16 protein-coding genes and 1 tRNA gene are annotated in these 15,301 nt (G+C 55.6%); 8 read left to right on the forward strand and 9 right to left on the reverse strand.

Features of this window, described 5'->3' with window-relative positions; all coding sequences use genetic code 11:
* Positions 1–90 precede the first annotated feature (90 nt).
* Together ABUK73_RS01280 and ABUK73_RS01285 are read left to right on the forward strand one after the other, a co-directional pair.
* Positions 91–1,002 (forward strand): PhzF family phenazine biosynthesis protein, encoded by a 912-nt coding sequence (locus tag ABUK73_RS01280; protein WP_353575707.1) that lies wholly within the window; start codon positions 91–93, stop codon positions 1,000–1,002.
* 407 nt (positions 1,003–1,409) lie between these two features.
* Positions 1,410–1,661 carry a hypothetical protein gene (locus tag ABUK73_RS01285; protein ID WP_353575708.1) on the forward strand — a complete coding sequence of 84 codons (252 nt, stop codon included), beginning with the start codon at positions 1,410–1,412 and terminating at the stop codon, positions 1,659–1,661.
* Between the two features lie 199 nt (positions 1,662–1,860).
* Here ABUK73_RS01285 and ABUK73_RS01290 read toward each other — a convergent pair whose 3' ends face one another.
* The 3 genes from ABUK73_RS01290 to ABUK73_RS01300 all read right to left on the reverse strand — a co-directional run bounded on the left by ABUK73_RS01290 (position 1,861) and on the right by ABUK73_RS01300 (position 2,968).
* A complete protein-coding gene (locus tag ABUK73_RS01290) occupies positions 1,861–2,046 on the reverse strand; it encodes a hypothetical protein (RefSeq protein ID WP_353575709.1) in 186 nt (61 codons plus the stop codon).
* Positions 2,047–2,326: 280 nt separating this feature from the next.
* On the reverse strand, positions 2,327–2,470 hold the full coding sequence (locus ABUK73_RS01295) for a DUF1127 domain-containing protein (RefSeq protein WP_113088259.1): 144 nt from the start codon (positions 2,468–2,470) through the stop codon (positions 2,327–2,329).
* 351 nt (positions 2,471–2,821) lie between these two features.
* The gene (locus ABUK73_RS01300) at positions 2,822–2,968 is read right to left on the reverse strand and encodes a DUF1127 domain-containing protein (protein WP_082453394.1); all 147 of its coding nucleotides are present in this window, start codon (positions 2,966–2,968) and stop codon (positions 2,822–2,824) included.
* A 568-nt stretch (positions 2,969–3,536) separates the two neighbouring features.
* Here ABUK73_RS01300 and ABUK73_RS01305 point away from each other — a divergent pair.
* From ABUK73_RS01305 to ABUK73_RS01315, 3 genes are all read left to right on the forward strand, one after another.
* Positions 3,537–3,621 (forward strand) — tRNA-Leu (locus ABUK73_RS01305).
* A 192-nt stretch (positions 3,622–3,813) separates the two neighbouring features.
* Positions 3,814–5,286, forward strand: a complete 1,473-nt coding sequence (tig, locus tag ABUK73_RS01310) for a trigger factor (RefSeq protein WP_353575993.1) — start codon at positions 3,814–3,816, stop codon at positions 5,284–5,286.
* A gap of 471 nt (positions 5,287–5,757) precedes the next feature.
* Positions 5,758–6,414: a hypothetical protein gene (locus tag ABUK73_RS01315; protein ID WP_353575710.1), complete on the forward strand. Its 657-nt coding sequence runs from the start codon at positions 5,758–5,760 to the stop codon at positions 6,412–6,414.
* Positions 6,415–6,431: 17 nt separating this feature from the next.
* Here the strand turns inward: ABUK73_RS01315 and sthA are convergent, their stop codons facing one another.
* The 3 genes from sthA to ABUK73_RS01330 form a co-directional block, all read right to left on the reverse strand.
* Positions 6,432–7,847, reverse strand: a complete 1,416-nt coding sequence (sthA, locus tag ABUK73_RS01320) for a Si-specific NAD(P)(+) transhydrogenase (protein ID WP_113088256.1) — start codon at positions 7,845–7,847, stop codon at positions 6,432–6,434.
* Positions 7,848–8,088: 241 nt separating this feature from the next.
* Positions 8,089–8,628, reverse strand: a complete 540-nt coding sequence (locus tag ABUK73_RS01325; protein ID WP_353575711.1) for a DUF1003 domain-containing protein — start codon at positions 8,626–8,628, stop codon at positions 8,089–8,091.
* A gap of 119 nt (positions 8,629–8,747) precedes the next feature.
* On the reverse strand, positions 8,748–10,643 hold the full coding sequence (locus tag ABUK73_RS01330) for an LTA synthase family protein (protein WP_353575994.1): 1,896 nt from the start codon (positions 10,641–10,643) through the stop codon (positions 8,748–8,750).
* A 262-nt stretch (positions 10,644–10,905) separates the two neighbouring features.
* Between ABUK73_RS01330 and ABUK73_RS01335 the strand changes: the two genes are divergently transcribed.
* A complete protein-coding gene (locus ABUK73_RS01335) occupies positions 10,906–12,585 on the forward strand; it encodes an NAD+ synthase (RefSeq protein WP_353575712.1) in 1,680 nt (559 codons plus the stop codon).
* Between the two features lie 40 nt (positions 12,586–12,625).
* Here ABUK73_RS01335 and ABUK73_RS01340 read toward each other — a convergent pair whose 3' ends face one another.
* Positions 12,626–13,003 carry a glyoxalase superfamily protein gene (locus tag ABUK73_RS01340; RefSeq protein ID WP_353575713.1) on the reverse strand — a complete coding sequence of 126 codons (378 nt, stop codon included), beginning with the start codon at positions 13,001–13,003 and terminating at the stop codon, positions 12,626–12,628.
* 185 nt (positions 13,004–13,188) lie between these two features.
* Between ABUK73_RS01340 and ABUK73_RS01345 the strand changes: the two genes are divergently transcribed.
* On the forward strand, positions 13,189–14,016 hold the full coding sequence (locus ABUK73_RS01345; protein ID WP_353575714.1) for a TolB family protein: 828 nt from the start codon (positions 13,189–13,191) through the stop codon (positions 14,014–14,016).
* A 68-nt stretch (positions 14,017–14,084) separates the two neighbouring features.
* Here the strand turns inward: ABUK73_RS01345 and ABUK73_RS01350 are convergent, their stop codons facing one another.
* Positions 14,085–14,252: a Thivi_2564 family membrane protein gene (locus ABUK73_RS01350; RefSeq protein WP_156462533.1), complete on the reverse strand. Its 168-nt coding sequence runs from the start codon at positions 14,250–14,252 to the stop codon at positions 14,085–14,087.
* 128 nt (positions 14,253–14,380) lie between these two features.
* Between ABUK73_RS01350 and ABUK73_RS01355 the strand changes: the two genes are divergently transcribed.
* The gene (locus ABUK73_RS01355; RefSeq protein WP_353575715.1) at positions 14,381–14,803 is read left to right on the forward strand and encodes an OsmC family protein; all 423 of its coding nucleotides are present in this window, start codon (positions 14,381–14,383) and stop codon (positions 14,801–14,803) included.
* Here ABUK73_RS01355 and ABUK73_RS01360 read toward each other — a convergent pair whose 3' ends face one another.
* Positions 14,804–15,295, reverse strand: coding sequence for a peptide deformylase (locus ABUK73_RS01360; protein WP_353575716.1), 492 nt, complete (start codon positions 15,293–15,295; stop codon positions 14,804–14,806).
* Between the last annotated feature and the right edge of the window lie 6 nt (positions 15,296–15,301).

Below are 15,301 nucleotides of genomic sequence, written 5' to 3' on the forward strand. Positions count from 1 at the left end.
CTTCTTGGCCATGTGTCTGCAAACAGGGTTGCAGAGGCCGGTTAGGTCGGGCAGTTTGCGGTGCGAAGACAAATTGGCTAGGAGTGGGATGTGGCGATAAGTTACAGTATCTACGATGTTTTCACGCGCCAGAAACTGGCCGGAAATCCTCTGGCCGTCATGTTCGACGCGGATCACCTCGATGATGCCACCATGCAGGCCATTGCCCGCGAAATGAACCTGTCCGAAACCGTCTTTGTCGGCAACTCAGAAAACCCGGCCTATGCCGCATCGCTGCGCATCTTCACGCCCGCTTCGGAACTGCCCTTTGCCGGTCACCCGACCGTGGGGGCCGCCATTGCCATTGCCGAGAAAAGCCACGGGCAGGGCGATGCCGACATGGTGACGGTGCTGGAAGAGAAGGTGGGACCGGTGCGCTGCGCCATTCGCATCCGGGAAGGCGAGGCGAGCTTTGCCGAATTCGATCTTCCACGCAAATCCTCCCGCGTCCACCTTCCGCTTGACCACGGCCAGATTGCCGATGCGCTGGGCCTTGCCACATCGCAGATCGGCTTTGAAAATCACGTCTCGTCGATATGGACTGCAGGTGTGCCGTTTCTGACGATCCCCATCCAGAACATCTCCGCCATGGGAGAGGTGGATTTCGATGCGGGCCTTTGGGTGAAATCGGCACCTTTGGTCGAGGGTCGCCTGACATCCGCCTATCTATACTGTCGGGGCGGCGTCAACCACGCCGCAAAATTTCATGCCCGCATGTTCTCGCCCGATATGGGCATTGCCGAAGACCCGGCGACGGGGGCAGCCGTGGCGGCGCTGTCTGGTGCCATTCACCATTTCGATGGTCTTGCGGATGGGCATTACCCCATCCTCATCGAGCAGGGCGTCGAAATGGGACGCCCCTCGCATATCCAGTTGATCATGGATGTGAAGGAAAACGAGATTTCCCGCGCCAGAATCGGCGGACATGCCGTGCGCGTGGCCACGGGAACGCTCGAAATCTGATTTTCTGCTCGTCTTTCATACGCCACCAGCGAAGCGCTCACAGGCCTGTGAAAGCGTGTTGAATGATTTTCGCTATAATTGTTAACCTTTACTAACGTGGCGCAGGAACCAAACAGCTTTCCTTCCGTTTGTTTTGCACGAAGGAGAGGTGACATGAAGTCGCAAAACAGTTCAGATACTCGACGCACGCTACAGGCCGCAAACAGCGCCGCAGTCTCTACATACAAGCCTCTGATTATACCGCTGAGAGGAACGTATGTTGCGATGATTTTCCGCCGCTCTCTCAAAAATACATTTGATGCCCGAAAGAATTAGGCCGGCACCCGCCCGCCTAGCACTAAAGCGTGATTCCAAATCAGACAAATAATAGAATATATTTTGCTAATATAAAAAGAAGGGAGAATGACATGAAGACAATTCTCGTAATCACAGCCATGATCGGCTTATCCGCTTCTGCGACATTTGCCGACTGCCTTATGCACCAGAATATCAACGCCTCTATACCTGTAGATCGCGAATTTAAAACTGCCAGCATTACGCCGCCAACCCAACCTGCACAAAAGCCCGTCGTCGTTTTGAGAAAAACAGACCGGCTGCCAGGCATGACGGAAACGGCTATCGTCGCATCACCACAGTCAGCACTTCAACGCATGCAGTGATATCAATGCCAAATATTGTTTCAAAACATCCCGTGCGGAGTGAACTCCAGCACGGGATTTTTTGTGACAATTTTCACCAGCCGATGATGAGAATTCAAAAGGTGATCGGGTGACTACAAACCATCTGTTTTCCGACGGACCATTTCGGAGACTTTCCAAACTCACACATCGCATTCATTACTGCGTCTGCAATGCTTGATTAGCTATCCAGACGCAATGACAGTTGCCTGCCGCCATTCTTCTTCAAAATATAAAGTGGCTTTGCCGTCATCATTTCCGTGCGTCGCTGCAATTCGCGACGGCGTTCAAGCGCTCTTTCGCGAAGGCTGCGGGACTGGGCGACCAAAGACATGGCGTGTTCAATGGTTTTATCTGCTGCTTTCATTGCTGCAACTCCATTTGTTCACTTTATGTTCTATTAATCGGCGGCATTTGTCAAGCGTGCGATTCGGGCGGTTTTAAAATGATGCTGTGAGGAGGGTGCGGTCGCCTTCGCGCAGTCTGCGCTCAACACCGAAATCGTTGCTCGCTTTAGTGAAGGAGCAGCCTCGTTCCGGGGAGTTCCCGGAATCAAAAACGGCGCACAAGGCGCCGTTTCGATTACCTGTCGCTCGGTCAGCCTGCGTCCGTGGGAGGTCGGTCAGCAGGCAGACGTTTTACGCTGATTAGCGGAACGAACGGGAAGCAACGTTACGGATGTCGTAACGGGTCAGGCCAATGTCGCTCAGAGCCTGGCTGGAGAGGTTGCCAAGTTCGTTCATCGTGCGGCGGTAGCTGATCCAGTTCTTAGCGATACGGATAGGGTTCATGGTCGTTTCCTCAATCTTTGTTTGTTGATCTTTTAAACTCTGTGCAGAGGCTCATCTGTCTGCGCTCTCTGTTGTTGATGTGTATATACATATGCAGAGTGCTGATGTGGAGTGCAGAATTTAGGCGACTGCCATGCGTTTGTGCAGTGTGTCGGCTAATTTTGCATCTTTTGCCGGATGCTGCGTGTTTTTTAGGCTGAGGAAAGACGAGGCGGGAAGGGTGCCAAGGGCGGCTGAAGGCCGGGCCGCAGAAGCATGGTACCAAAAACGAAAAAGGCCCGGAGCCGAAGCTCAAGACCTTTTTAGGGTAGTACCCAACACGGCGACGAATGCCGCCGGTATTCTTTTATATTAGATGCCGACTGCGGTGCGTGCAACGCGACGGATGTCGCTGCGGCCGATGCCGAGGTCGCTCAGTTCGCGGTCGCTCATGCGGCCAAGTTCAGTTACGGTCTGACGATACTTGCGCCAGTTGTTCAGCGAGCGGGTGATGTTCATGGTCGTTTCCTTTGGTTCGTCTGTCAGCGCCGCTTGGGACCAGCGCCGAACTCATTTGCTGATCCCGAATATAATCGGTTTAGAAGAAACAAAAACAGACAAAGGAGTATGCCACCTATGCGCCAGACGCATTGCGGCGGGCGATTCCTCGCCTCGATCATTAACAAATGCATAATTTGACGCCATTTTTGCGCCACGAGAGGCGCAAACTCGCGCTTTTGATGTGTTTTTTGTGTTTGCAATCTGATTTCGGGTTTTTAGTGTGGCTTTAACCGGTTCTTTTTATCGCGAGTCCGGGGTGTTTACGGCACGGCGGAGCCATGCGTCAAAGACGGTACACGCAGGCGCGACTCATCCTTATCAGGGTGGCCAGAATATCTTGATGACATAAGGATATGAGGTGAAGGCGCCGGTGGCATCGCTGAATAAGCGGTTTCGCCGGGCAGGCGGCGTAAATAGCGACGTAAAACCGTCATTTTTCCTTTGCGCTCCAGAAAACGGGTGATATAGAGACGCGCGCTCCGGAAGGCCTCATGTGCCAGATGTTGTTTATGCAGGATTCAAGAGCGCGGGTATGGCGGAATTGGTAGACGCACCAGATTTAGGTTCTGGCGACGAGAGTTGTGGGGGTTCGAGTCCCTCTACCCGCACCACATGAATCGCCGGGAAGAATGTGTGAAGCATCTGCTTTGCCGCTTCTCTGGCTCAAGCGCAGTTTTTGCCCGGCAAAATGCTTGTGCATGGATTTTATATAGCCACGGCCGGTGAATTTAGGTTCCGGCGCTGTGCTCGAAAGTAAACCAACGGCTGTCTGAGCACCGCCGCCATGATGTGAAGGTATGAAAATGCAGGTTATCGAAACGCTCGCTGAAGGGCTGAAGCGCGAAATCAAGGTCGTTATTCCGGCCGCCGATATGAAGGCTCGCCTCGACGAGCGCCTGGTCGACGCCAAGGACAAGGTTCGCATCAACGGTTTCCGTCCGGGCAAGGTACCGGTTGCACATCTCAAGAAGATGTACGGCAAGTCGATCATGGCTGATCTCGTCAACGAACTCGTTCGCGACAAGCCATCCGAAATCATTTCCGGCCGTGGCGAAAAGTCCGCAACGCAGCCGGCAATCTCCATGACGGAAGATCAGGCAGAAGCCGACAAGATCCTGGCTGCGGAAGCCGATTTTGAATTCAACCTCGCCTACGAAGTCATTCCAGCCATCGAGCTGAAGTCCAACGAAGGCATCAAGGTTACGCGCGAAGTCGTTGAAGTCACCGAAGACGAAATCAACGAGCAGATCCTCAAGATCGCTGAAAGCGCCCGCACCTACGAAACCAAGAAGGGCAAGGCCGCTGAAGGCGACCGCGTCACAATGAACTACCTCGGCAAGGTCGATGGCGTTGCGTTCGATGGTGGTGCAGCGGAAGATGCAGAACTGGTCATCGGTTCGGGCCGCTTCATTCCTGGATTCGAAGACCAGCTGGTCGGCGTCAAGGCTGGTGATGAGAAGGCGATCACCGTTACCTTCCCGACCGAGTATCCTGCTGCAGAACTTGCTGGCAAGGAAGCCGTGTTCGACATCACCGTCAAGGACGTTGCATCTGCAGCCGGCGTTGAAATCAATGACGAACTGGCTACCAAGCTCGGTCTCGAATCGGCTGAAAAGCTGAAGGAAATCGTTCGCGGCCAGATCGAAAGCCAGTACAGCAACATCACACGCCAGAAGGTTAAGCGTCAGATCCTCGACCAGCTGGACGAAGTCTACCAGTTCGAGACACCTGCTGGTCTGGTTGACGCAGAGTTCGACAACATCTGGCGTCAGATCAACACCGATCTCGCACAGTCCGGCAAGACTTTTGCTGACGAAGACACGACCGAAGAGGAAGCCCGCGAAGAATATCGCAAGCTTGCTGAACGTCGCGTTCGTCTGGGCCTCGTTCTCTCCGAAATCGGCGAGAAGGCTGGCGTGGAAGTCACCGAAGAAGAAATGCAGCGCGCGCTGTTCCAGCAGCTGCAGCAGTTCCCTGGCCAGCAGAAGGAAATCCTCGATTTCTTCCGCAACACCCCAGGCGCTTCCGCTTCTCTGCGCGCTCCGATCTTCGAAGAGAAGGTCATCGACAAGCTGCTCGAAGAAGTCTCCGTTACGGACAAGACCGTAACGAAGGAAGAGCTGCTGGCTGAAGACGCCGAAGAAGGCGACAAGGCTGAGAAGAAGCCTGCCAAGAAGAAGGCTGCTGCGAAGGCCGAAGCCGCTGAAGGCGAAGAAGCCGCTCCTAAGAAGAAGGCTCCTGCCAAGAAGAAGGCCGCCGAAGGCGACGCTGAATAAGCTTCTTTCGCAAGACATTTCGAAAGGCCGTGGCGCAAGCTGCGGCCTTTTGCTTTCTGGGCCTGTCCAACTTGATAGCCGTAGCTGGCAGTGACGTTTCGATCACAATGCAGCGCACAATGATTTTTTGCTGCATCTGCTCTTGTTCATCTTCCATTCATCTGGCAGAATCTCTGCATTGATTTGCAAGTGCTGATGCACGGCAAATCTGTCGCGCAACATGTGCGGCCCGGCTTTAAGCCCTCAGTTTCAACTCTCCGTTTGGCGTTATCGATCCCGTCGTTGCGCCGGATGATTTTCGACGCGCCTGTGCTGGCACGGTGATGCCCACAGAGATGGCCACGACGCCATCATTGCGTGATCTGCAAACTCAACAGCGATTTGGGCCGGGCTTGGCCGCCCGCCAGTTGCTGGAACATACGCCGTCTGCCTCCCAAGAGATGGTGCGTGTTCAAAGCTTGAGGAACAGACATGGTGTTAGGAAAACGTCACGGCGTCATCATCGCCGCCGTCGCCATTGGCTTGTCATCGGTTTCTGCGCATGCGCAGGAGAAGGGCCTGATCTGGTCTCCCGCGAAGAATTCCGATCAGTCCTATTCCGCCCGCATCGGTGCGAAGCTGCCGACCGAAACGCCGATCCGTGCTGGTCTTGAAATGGGCATGGTCGGCTCGGAAGGCGGGGCGCTGGTGGATACGCCGGTGAAATTCTGGGGCAATGTCACGCTGCTCTCCTCCAACCTACCGGGTGCGAGGGTTGCGGGTGATATTGCCGTGCTGATGAACGCACTGACCGGCTCCAGTGCATGGACGATGACGACATCGCAAAAGCGCATCGCCACGCCGGAATTCGATGTGGAATCCAACCGCAACATGACCGTTCGTTATGATGGCACTGCCCAGCAATGGAGCGGGCTTGATGTCTCGCAATCGCTGCGGCTGACGCGTTCTGCTACCGGCACCGCCTTCGTTCTGACCGGTGCAAGCCGCGAGACATTCGACGAGTTTACGTCAAGCGTCGCCGTAGAGCAGAAGTTCGGTGATAATTTCACCGTTACCGGCAAGCTGAACCAGGGTTATGAAGATCGATTCCGCCCATCCGTGAACGCCCGCTACAATATTCGCTGGTAGGGGCGCTCACGCGTTGATCAGATGGTGGCGTTTTCGTTCTTGATATCACCCATGCGGTTCCAGGCGTCCAGACCGGCAATCTTGTAGGCTTCTGCAAGGGTCGGATAGTTGAACGTGTTTTCAACGAAATATTCGACCGTACCTTTGAGGTTGAGAACCGCCTGTCCGATATGGACGAGTTCGGTCGCACCTTCGCCGACGATGTGGACGCCGAGAAGACGACGGGTTTTCAGTGAAAAGATCAGCTTCAGCAGGCCGGTATCGAGACCCATGATGTGGCCGCGCGATGTTTCGCGGAAGCGGGCGATACCGCATTCATAGGCAATGCCGCGCTCCTTCATCTCTTCTTCGGTCAGGCCGCAGGTGGAAATTTCCGGCACGGCGTAAATGCCGTATGGGAAATATTTCTGCGGCTCCATGGCGATGGCACCGACGGCCACACGCGCGGCGATGCGCCCCTGCTCCATGGAGGTGGAGGCAAGGCTTGGGAAGCCGATGACGTCGCCAGCAGCATAAATGCCGGGCACTGAGGTTTCGAAGGTTTCCGGATTGACGGAGAGACGACCACGATTGTCCGCTTCCAGACCCGCAGCGGCCAGATTGAGCGAATCGGTGGCACCCATGCGGCCAGCTGCAAACAGCACCATTTCCGTCGTCAGGGTGCGTCCGCTGTCGAGAGTGAGCGAGACTTTTCCGTCCGCTGTATGCTCCACCTTTTCCGCCTTCTGGCCCAGAAGCAGTTTCATGTTGCGGTCGCGCAGCTGGTAGGTGAAGTCCTCGACGATTTCCTTGTCGATGAAATCCAGCATGGTCGGCTTGGGATCGATGAGGGTGACGGCGGTGTCTAGCGCGCTGAAGATCGTCGCATATTCAATGCCGATAACGCCTGCGCCGATGACGACCATCGAGCGCGGCAGCTTTTCCAGTTCCAGCAACTCGTCGCTGTCGATGACAGTCTTGCCGTCAAACGGCATGTAATCCGGGCGGAACGGGCGGGTGCCGACGGCCAGCAGAATGCTCTTGCCCTTGACGACGACGATCTCGCCATCATCCTTGGTGATTTCCATCGTATCCGATGTCAGGAAGGTCGCTTTGCCGCGAATATGGGTGACGCGGTTGCGGGCGAACTGATGCTCGAGCACATCGACTTCATGGTCGAGAGTGATCAGCAGACGGCGACGGAGATCTTCGGCGCTGATTTCCTGTTTGACGCGGTAGGAGCGGCCATAAAAGCCACGCTCGCGCCAGCCGGAAAGGTTGAGCGCCGTTTCGCGCATGGTTTTAGAGGGAATGGTGCCGGTGTGAACCGATACACCGCCCACGCGTCGGCCTTTCTCGATGACCAGAACAGTTTTGTCCAGCTTTGCAGCCTGAATGGCAGCGCGCCTGCCAGCAGGGCCGCTACCGACAACAATGAGATCGTACTGGTTCATGAAAAAGCCTCGGAACAGAATTTGCGATTACTGGAAACATGTGTTCCAGCGCGGAGGCGTCGCTGCTCGGAAAAGCGTGATGCCATTCTGATACGGAAGTGATTCCCGCGTCGCTGCACCAAGAGTGCAATGCAACAAATGCCCGCGTCAATCTGTAGCGGAAGAATCTGACGGATTCGTAACCAGCGCAGAAAAAGGCGCAAAATGACTATGATTGGATTTGTGCGTTGCCGCAGCGATCTTACGGCAGCTCGTTGCCGCTTTCGCGCCTGTGGTGCAGCTTGGCGATTTCCTGCCGCAGCGCGGCCAGTTCAGCCAAGACCTTCACATCGATCTTCTCATGCAACGACAGTACCTCCAGTTCGGACTTGAGGTTGACCTCATAATCCTTCTCGGCCTCGAAGCGATCGCGCGTGGCCTGACGGTTCTGCGACATCATGATGATGGGTGCCTGAATGGCGGCCAGCATGGAAAGGATGAGGTTTAGAAAGACGAAAGGGTATGGGTCGAAGGCTTTGGAGGCCAGCACGATGGTATTGATGACTGCCCAGACGCCCAAAAACACCATGAAGCTGATGATGAAGCCCCAGGAGCCGCCAACGCGGGCGATGCTGTCTGCCAGCCGCTCTCCAACGGACGAGTCTTTCGAGAAGGCGTCATTGGTATTGGTGGAGATCAGCTTCTTGTGGTGCGCCATTTCGAGAATGTGCTTTTCCACCTCGCCTATGTCTCTGGATGAGCGCCTGAAATGAGAGGTGATGTAATCGGGAATAGCGGACATCGTTGGTCTCCAGCCAAACTGACTCAGAACCGCGTGAGAGGACGGGTTCCGACACTGCCGAAGAGATAAGCGTGGAGGGCTGCCGAATTCAAATGAAATCGGCAGCGTTTTCATAGTTTTCAGCTCGATGGCTGTGCGGCATTGACCCAACTGAAGCCGGGGAAGAAGCGCTCCTTGCCAAACTGCTTGCCGAACATCATGTCAAACTGCAGCTGGCGATATTCATTGATGGGAGAGGGAATTGCCACCGGCGCCGTTGCCCAGTCCGGCACAGCCGAGCCGTCTTTTTCCACCAGCATGTGCCGGTCGATAACCGAGTATGAGGACTGAACCTTGCCCAGAATACCGGTATAGAACGGATCGTCAAAGCCAGCGGTTTTCAGTACATGATAGGGCAGGAGAGCCGGGCTGATCGTGCCGATCCGGTTATGCAGGCCGGTCTTGGATGACCAGACAACCAGCGGCGTTTCATGCTCCTGTCTCATCGTTTCCAGCGGCGCCCGGCGGGTGGCGACCATACCCGGCATATAGCCGCTTTCGACATAGACCTGGCCCAGCGGCGGAAGATGGTCTCCGAACAGGACAATGACCGTGTCACGCTCACGCTTCTTCGCCCAGTCTATCAGGCGGGCAAAGCTTTCATCGGCTTCTGCTACGCCCTGTGCATAGGTGGTGAGCGCCTCAGTCGCACTATTTGAAAGCGGACCGTTGATGGAGACCGAATTGTTGGCGTAACGGTTCGGCTCATAGGGGCCGTGTCCCTGAAGGGTGACAGCGAAAAGAAAGAGCGGATTGTTCGCCGCATCCACCGCCTGCATGATTTCCGATGTCAGCGCTTCATCCGAAGCGAAGATGCCGCGCTTTTCCATGGGCGGCAACGTTTCTTCCGAACGGAATTCCTCAAAGCCGAAGGATTTGTAGACCTCGCGGCGGTTCCAGAACCAGTCCTGAAACGGGTGCATGGCCATGGCGGAATAGCCTTCACCCCGGAAGAAGGTGGCGAGCGAAGGTACGGGCTGGCGCACATATTGCTGATATGGAATGCTGCCATAGGGCAGGAAGGCGTTGGAAAAACCGGTCAGCGCCTCGAACTCCACATTGGCCGTCATGCCGCCGAATTCGGGTGAGAAGACGTGGCCGGATTGCCTGCTGCGGATGGTTGGCATCGGGTCTTGCGAGAACGAGACATTGGAAAGCCGCGTGGGGTCCCACAGCGATTCGCTCATGATCATGATGACATCAGGCCGCGTGCTGTGGTTGACGGCAAAAGCCGAGCCGTCCGAGGCGATATCCGCAATGGTGTTTTCGCCGTAACCTGCGGGTGCCGTGACATTCGCCATGGGAATGTTGAAGGCAAATGCCATGAGGAAGCCATTGTGGCGGTAATTTTCCTTCTGGTCCCACATCATGGGAATGATGTTGAGCCGGTCCCGCACCCAGGAATGGTGCGAATATTCCATCAGCGAACCAAGTCCCGCCAGCAGCGGCACAGCGAGCGTAAGCCGCCAGATGCGCGCCTTGAAAGGCATAACAGGGGTGTGGCTGCGAACGAAACGCCAAATCATCACACCGGCTGCCACAGCCAGCACAACGCCAACGGCAAGAGCGAGCGCGGTAAACGGCTGTGCTTTCAGCATCGCGGGCAAAAGCTGCAGGATCTGCCGTCCGAACAGCAGATCGGATGGGTAGAGCGGATCGGAAAGATAAAGCTGCTTCTGATGCGACATGAATGCCGTAACCAGCAGAAGCGGGGCGGCGATCAGCAACGACTGATAATGTCTGCCGAACACCGCATCGAGCGCCATGAGGCAAAGCACCACGGCGGCCAGCGTGGTAAAGCCGGGGCGAGCCGGAAACGCCAGGAACGTGCCGATATCATGCAGAGAACCGCGTGCAATCCATTCCATGCAAACAATCAAAAGCAGGGCTGCAAGCGTGAGATTGAGCAACGGATGAACGTCGCCTGCAACTCTGTCTGGGTTCCGCGTCAATGGCTTTGAAAGGACGAGCTTCATCCTTTCGGCAACCGTTGTTTTGGGCACCGAATTCCTCAATATTTCAACTCCGGCAGTCTGTGATGTACCCGTGAATCAGGCGTCATGAAAGTGTCATGTAACTGTCACATAAGCGGGGTGAATGCGACATGAACTCTGCAGAATCCACAAGTGTGCGGAATAACCTTTGCGTGAGGCGCATTGCACGCTGCGGATCGCCATTTTTTATGCCAGTTGAAAGGCTTGCGTTGCGCGGCGTGCAGAGCCACGGTAAATGAGAGTCATGAGCCAAGTACACACCAATCCCAATGTTTTGCGAATTGCCGTCGGGCAGTTCAATCCCACCGTCGGCGATGTCTCTGGCAACCTTGCCAAGGCGCGCGAAGCCCGCGCGGACGCCGCATCGCAAGGTGCGGATCTGCTGCTTCTCACAGAGCTTTTCATCTCCGGTTACCCGCCGGAAGACCTCGTCCTGAAGCCCTCATTCCTCAAATCCTGCCTCCTGGCGGTGGAAGAGCTGGCGGCGGAAACTGCGGATGGTGGTCCCGGTGTCATTATCGGCTTCCCACGTCAGGGCGAAACGGGGCGGCACAATTCTGTCGCGCTGCTGGATGGCGGCAAGATTGTTGCGCTGCGTGACAAGGTGGATCTGCCGAATTACGGCGAGTTCGATGAAAAACGTGTGTTTGCTGAAGGCTCGATTTCCGGCCCCTATAATTTTAGGGGTGTTCGCATCGGCATTCCCATCTGCGAGGAAATCTGGAACGACCTCGGCGTCTGCGAAACTTTGGCCGAAAGCGGTGCCGAAATTCTGCTGGTGCCGAATGGTTCTCCCTATTATCGCGGCAAGGTGGATGTGCGCCATCAGGTGGCCTTGCGACAGGTCATCGAAAGCGGACTGCCACTGATCTTCGCCAATCAGGTCGGCGGTCAGGACGAACTGGTGTTCGACGGCGCAAGCTTCGCCTTTAACACGGACAAGACACTTGCCTTTCAGATGAGCCAGTTCGAATCAACGCTTTCGGTCACGGATTGGAAGCGCACGGAAAAGGGCTGGCATTGCAGCGAAGGCCCGTTCTCGCAAATACCCGAAGGTGAGGAGGCGGATTACCGCGCCTGCATGCTGGGCTTCCGCGATTATGTCAACAAGAACGGTTTCAAGAGCGTGGTGCTCGGCCTTTCCGGCGGTATCGATTCGGCCATTTGCGCGGCCATTGCCGTGGATGCGCTGGGCGAGGAGCGGGTGCGCTGCATTATGCTGCCCTATCGCTATACCTCGGAAGACTCGTTCAAAGACGCCGCAGATTGCGCAAAGGCGCTGGGTTGCCGTTACGACATCGTCCCGATTGCCGAGCCCGTGGATGGCTTTTTGTCGTCACTGGCTGAAATGTTCGAAGGCACGGAAGAAGGCATCACCGAAGAGAACCTTCAAAGCCGTGCCCGTGGCACCATTCTCATGGCCATCTCCAACAAATTTGGCTCGATGGTGGTGACGACGGGCAACAAGTCGGAAATGTCTGTCGGCTACGCCACGCTCTATGGCGACATGAACGGCGGCTTCAATCCCATCAAGGACCTCTACAAAATGCAGGTCTACGCCATTTCAAAATGGCGCAACGGTCATGTGCCGCCAACGGCGCTTGGACCATCGGGCGAAGTCATACCCGCCAACATCATCTCCAAAGCGCCGTCCGCAGAACTGCGCCCCAACCAGACCGACCAGGATTCGCTGCCCCCGTACCCCAATCTGGACGATATTCTGGAATGCCTGGTGGAGCTGGAAATGTCGGTGGAAGAGATTGTCGCACGTGGCCACGATATCGCTACCGTGCACCGCATTGAGCATCTTCTCTATCTCGCCGAATACAAGCGCCGCCAATCCGCGCCGGGTGTGAAGATCACCAAGAAGAATTTCGGTCGTGACCGCCGTTATCCGATCACGAACCGCTTCAGGGATCGGTAGGTAGAAAAGCGGCGCGGAACAGACCGCGCCGCCTGCTTGCCTAGATGACCTGGCCTACATCGATCCGGTTTCCGTCCGGGTCTTCGAAAACGAATGCGCGCAGGCCGTAGTCCTTGTTTTCCAGCCTTTTGATGATCCGTAATCCGTAGTCAATGCAAAGGCGGTGGAGTTCATCCACGTTGCTTACCAGCATGTGTGCGACATTGAACGGCGGGGATTTGTAAGTCGGCTGCAATGTCAGATGCAATTCGGCATCATCCCGCTTCAAGATCATGAAACCCACTGGATTTCCGTTCTCGAACGTCTTTTTAAAGCCAAGCACCTTGGCATAAAAATCCTGGGCTTTTTGGATGTCCTTGACGGGAAGCATCGGCGCCACTCGGCCAAACAGAATGGCTTGATCAGCGATGGTCGTCATCGCGAGACCTCAATATTGGGAAAAGCCAGTTCAGAGAATACGGGCGGTGCCGCAACGCTGCTGTCTTCCGTTTTTAAATTTGCAGGACGGTGCCTACGACAATAGGATCATAGCCACGGTCTTGGCTGATGCAAATGAAATATGGTTCTCAGCCTGTCAGGATTTGAAATGCAGTGGGAGGTACGATGCGCAGTTCCGTTGAAATCTTCAACATCCGTACCCGGGAGAACCGGGTGGTCTGGCAGACGCCTGAACTGTTCGAAGCACCCAATTGGTCGCCGGATGGGTCGTATCTTTTGCTGAACAGCGAAGGCCTATTGTACCGTCTGTCACTGGATGGTGATGCAGCAATCGAGAAGGTCGATACCGGCTTTGCCAGTGAGTGCAACAACGACCATGGCATTTCGCCCGATGGTTCGCTTTACGCGATTTCCGACAAGGTGGAGTTCGGCAAAAGCACGATTTATCTTCTGCCGTCTGCCGGTGGTTCGCCTAGGCTGATGACGCATAATCTGCCTTCGTACTGGCACGGCTGGTCTCCCGATGGCAAAAGCTTCGCCTATTGCGGTATTCGCGATCAGGTCTTTGATATTTATTCGATGGACGTGGAGACGGCGACAGAAACGCGGCTGACCCATGGCGAGGGGCGCAATGACGGGCCGGATTACTCGGCGGATGGGCAGTGGATTTACTTCAACTCCAGCCGCACTGGGCAAATGCAGATCTGGCGGGTGCGGGTGGATGGCTCGGCTGTCGAGCGCGTGACGGATAGCCAGTATGGCGACTGGTTTCCGCATCCGTCACCAAGGGGTGACAAGGTGGTCTTCGTTTCCTATGACGCCGATGTCTTCGATCATCCGCGCGATCTGAATGTGCGCATGCGCATGATGGACACGGATGGCGGCAATGTGGAAACGCTGTTCGATCTGTTCGGCGGGCAGGGGACGATGAACTCACCCAACTGGTCACCGGATGGGGATGAGTTTGCCTATGTCAGATATTTTCCGGCTTGATCCACATACAAAAAGCCCGACCTCGATTTGAAACCGGGTCGGGCTTTTTGATATCAATGTCGGATTAATTAAAAGACTGCGAGATACTTCAGCAGCGAAATAATACCGATGATGATGACGATGACCTGAGCAATCTGCTTTGCGCTGCCAGCGACGGGCAAGCGGTTGATCAGCCAAAGAATGAGTACGATGACCAGAAATGTGATCAGAATACTAACGAGTGCGCCTGTAGCCATATGTCCCAGCTCCTATTTTATAAATCTGTAACGGTCGATCACCGTTCCGTGAGTAAAAGCGCAAGCTTGTCTTTTGGTTCCATTGTGCAAAATGTAATTTTTGAGAATTCGAAATTAAGGACATTGGTATGAGCGAAATCAGGGTGAAAAAGCGCGAGACTGGTGCCACGGCAACACTGGGGCGCAACGGCCATCCGCAGATCGAAACGCCGACAGGCGGTGCGCTCGCGGTTGTCACAGCGGCGTCCGAGCCTGGCTTCAACCCACTCGACCTGCTTTACTCCTCGCTCGCCGCTTGCTTGGTGCTCAGCGCTCGCATCGCTGCCAGCCGCATGGGCGTGTTGGATCGTTTCGAAAGCGTGGAAGCACGCGTGACCGGCGAGAAGTCCGAGGGTGAGCCAGCGCGGATCACGCATTTCCATATGTGCCTGAAGATCACCGGCGATTTCGATGCGGAAACGAGAGAGGCCATCGCGCATCAGGCCGAAGAGATATGCACCGTCAGCAACACGCTACGCGGCGATGCGGCCTTCAATCTATCGGTCGACTGATCAGCGCTGCGCCTTTTCCCATTTTTTCATCAGCCGGTCACGCTTCAGCTTAGATAGGCGCTTCAGCCAGAACATGCCGTTCAACTGGTCGATTTCATGCTGGATGCAGATGGCGTGAAAGCCTTCCGTCTGTTCCTCGTGCCACTGGCCGGTGATATCCTGAAAGCGCAGCGTCACTTTGGACGGGCGCTCCACTTCTTCGGTAAAGCCCGGCATGGACACACTGCCTTCGACGTGGCGCAAGGTCTCAGTGGACGTTTCCAAAATCTCGGGATTGACGTAGGTTCTGACGTTACCCGGTTTTAGCTCCAGCACGAAGACGCGTTGCAGCACACCGATATGGGCCGCCGTGATGCCGACACCGGGGGCGGCGCGCATCGTATCCAGCAGATCCTGTGCTAGCTGCGCCAGTTCAGGGCCGAACTCGGTCACAGGCTCGCAATGCGAGGCAAGTGCCGGATGCGGATAGGGCACGATAGGCCGAATTGGCATAGAGGC

The organism is Agrobacterium vacciniicorymbosi (genome assembly GCF_040427045.1).
GTDB lineage: Bacteria > Pseudomonadota > Alphaproteobacteria > Rhizobiales > Rhizobiaceae > Agrobacterium.

What these genes read in the sequence shown, in the direction of transcription:
- ABUK73_RS01330 (WP_353575994.1), bottom strand. Translation starts at nt 10,643, where the DNA reads ATGAAGCTCGTCCTTTCAAAGCCATTGACGCGGAACCCAGACAGAGTT.
- ABUK73_RS01335 (WP_353575712.1), top strand. Translation starts at nt 10,906, where the DNA reads ATGAGCCAAGTACACACCAATCCCAATGTTTTGCGAATTGCCGTCGGG.
- ABUK73_RS01315 (WP_353575710.1), top strand. Translation starts at nt 5,758, where the DNA reads ATGGTGTTAGGAAAACGTCACGGCGTCATCATCGCCGCCGTCGCCATT.
- sthA (WP_113088256.1), bottom strand. Translation starts at nt 7,847, where the DNA reads ATGAACCAGTACGATCTCATTGTTGTCGGTAGCGGCCCTGCTGGCAGG.
- ABUK73_RS01360 (WP_353575716.1), bottom strand. Translation starts at nt 15,295, where the DNA reads ATGCCAATTCGGCCTATCGTGCCCTATCCGCATCCGGCACTTGCCTCG.
- ABUK73_RS01290 (WP_353575709.1), bottom strand. Translation starts at nt 2,046, where the DNA reads ATGAAAGCAGCAGATAAAACCATTGAACACGCCATGTCTTTGGTCGCC.
- ABUK73_RS01285 (WP_353575708.1), top strand. Translation starts at nt 1,410, where the DNA reads ATGAAGACAATTCTCGTAATCACAGCCATGATCGGCTTATCCGCTTCT.
- ABUK73_RS01350 (WP_156462533.1), bottom strand. Translation starts at nt 14,252, where the DNA reads ATGGCTACAGGCGCACTCGTTAGTATTCTGATCACATTTCTGGTCATC.
- ABUK73_RS01300 (WP_082453394.1), bottom strand. Translation starts at nt 2,968, where the DNA reads ATGAACATCACCCGCTCGCTGAACAACTGGCGCAAGTATCGTCAGACC.
- tig (WP_353575993.1), top strand. Translation starts at nt 3,814, where the DNA reads ATGCAGGTTATCGAAACGCTCGCTGAAGGGCTGAAGCGCGAAATCAAG.
- ABUK73_RS01345 (WP_353575714.1), top strand. Translation starts at nt 13,189, where the DNA reads ATGCGCAGTTCCGTTGAAATCTTCAACATCCGTACCCGGGAGAACCGG.
- ABUK73_RS01355 (WP_353575715.1), top strand. Translation starts at nt 14,381, where the DNA reads ATGAGCGAAATCAGGGTGAAAAAGCGCGAGACTGGTGCCACGGCAACA.
- ABUK73_RS01325 (WP_353575711.1), bottom strand. Translation starts at nt 8,628, where the DNA reads ATGTCCGCTATTCCCGATTACATCACCTCTCATTTCAGGCGCTCATCC.
- ABUK73_RS01295 (WP_113088259.1), bottom strand. Translation starts at nt 2,470, where the DNA reads ATGAACCCTATCCGTATCGCTAAGAACTGGATCAGCTACCGCCGCACG.
- ABUK73_RS01340 (WP_353575713.1), bottom strand. Translation starts at nt 13,003, where the DNA reads ATGACGACCATCGCTGATCAAGCCATTCTGTTTGGCCGAGTGGCGCCG.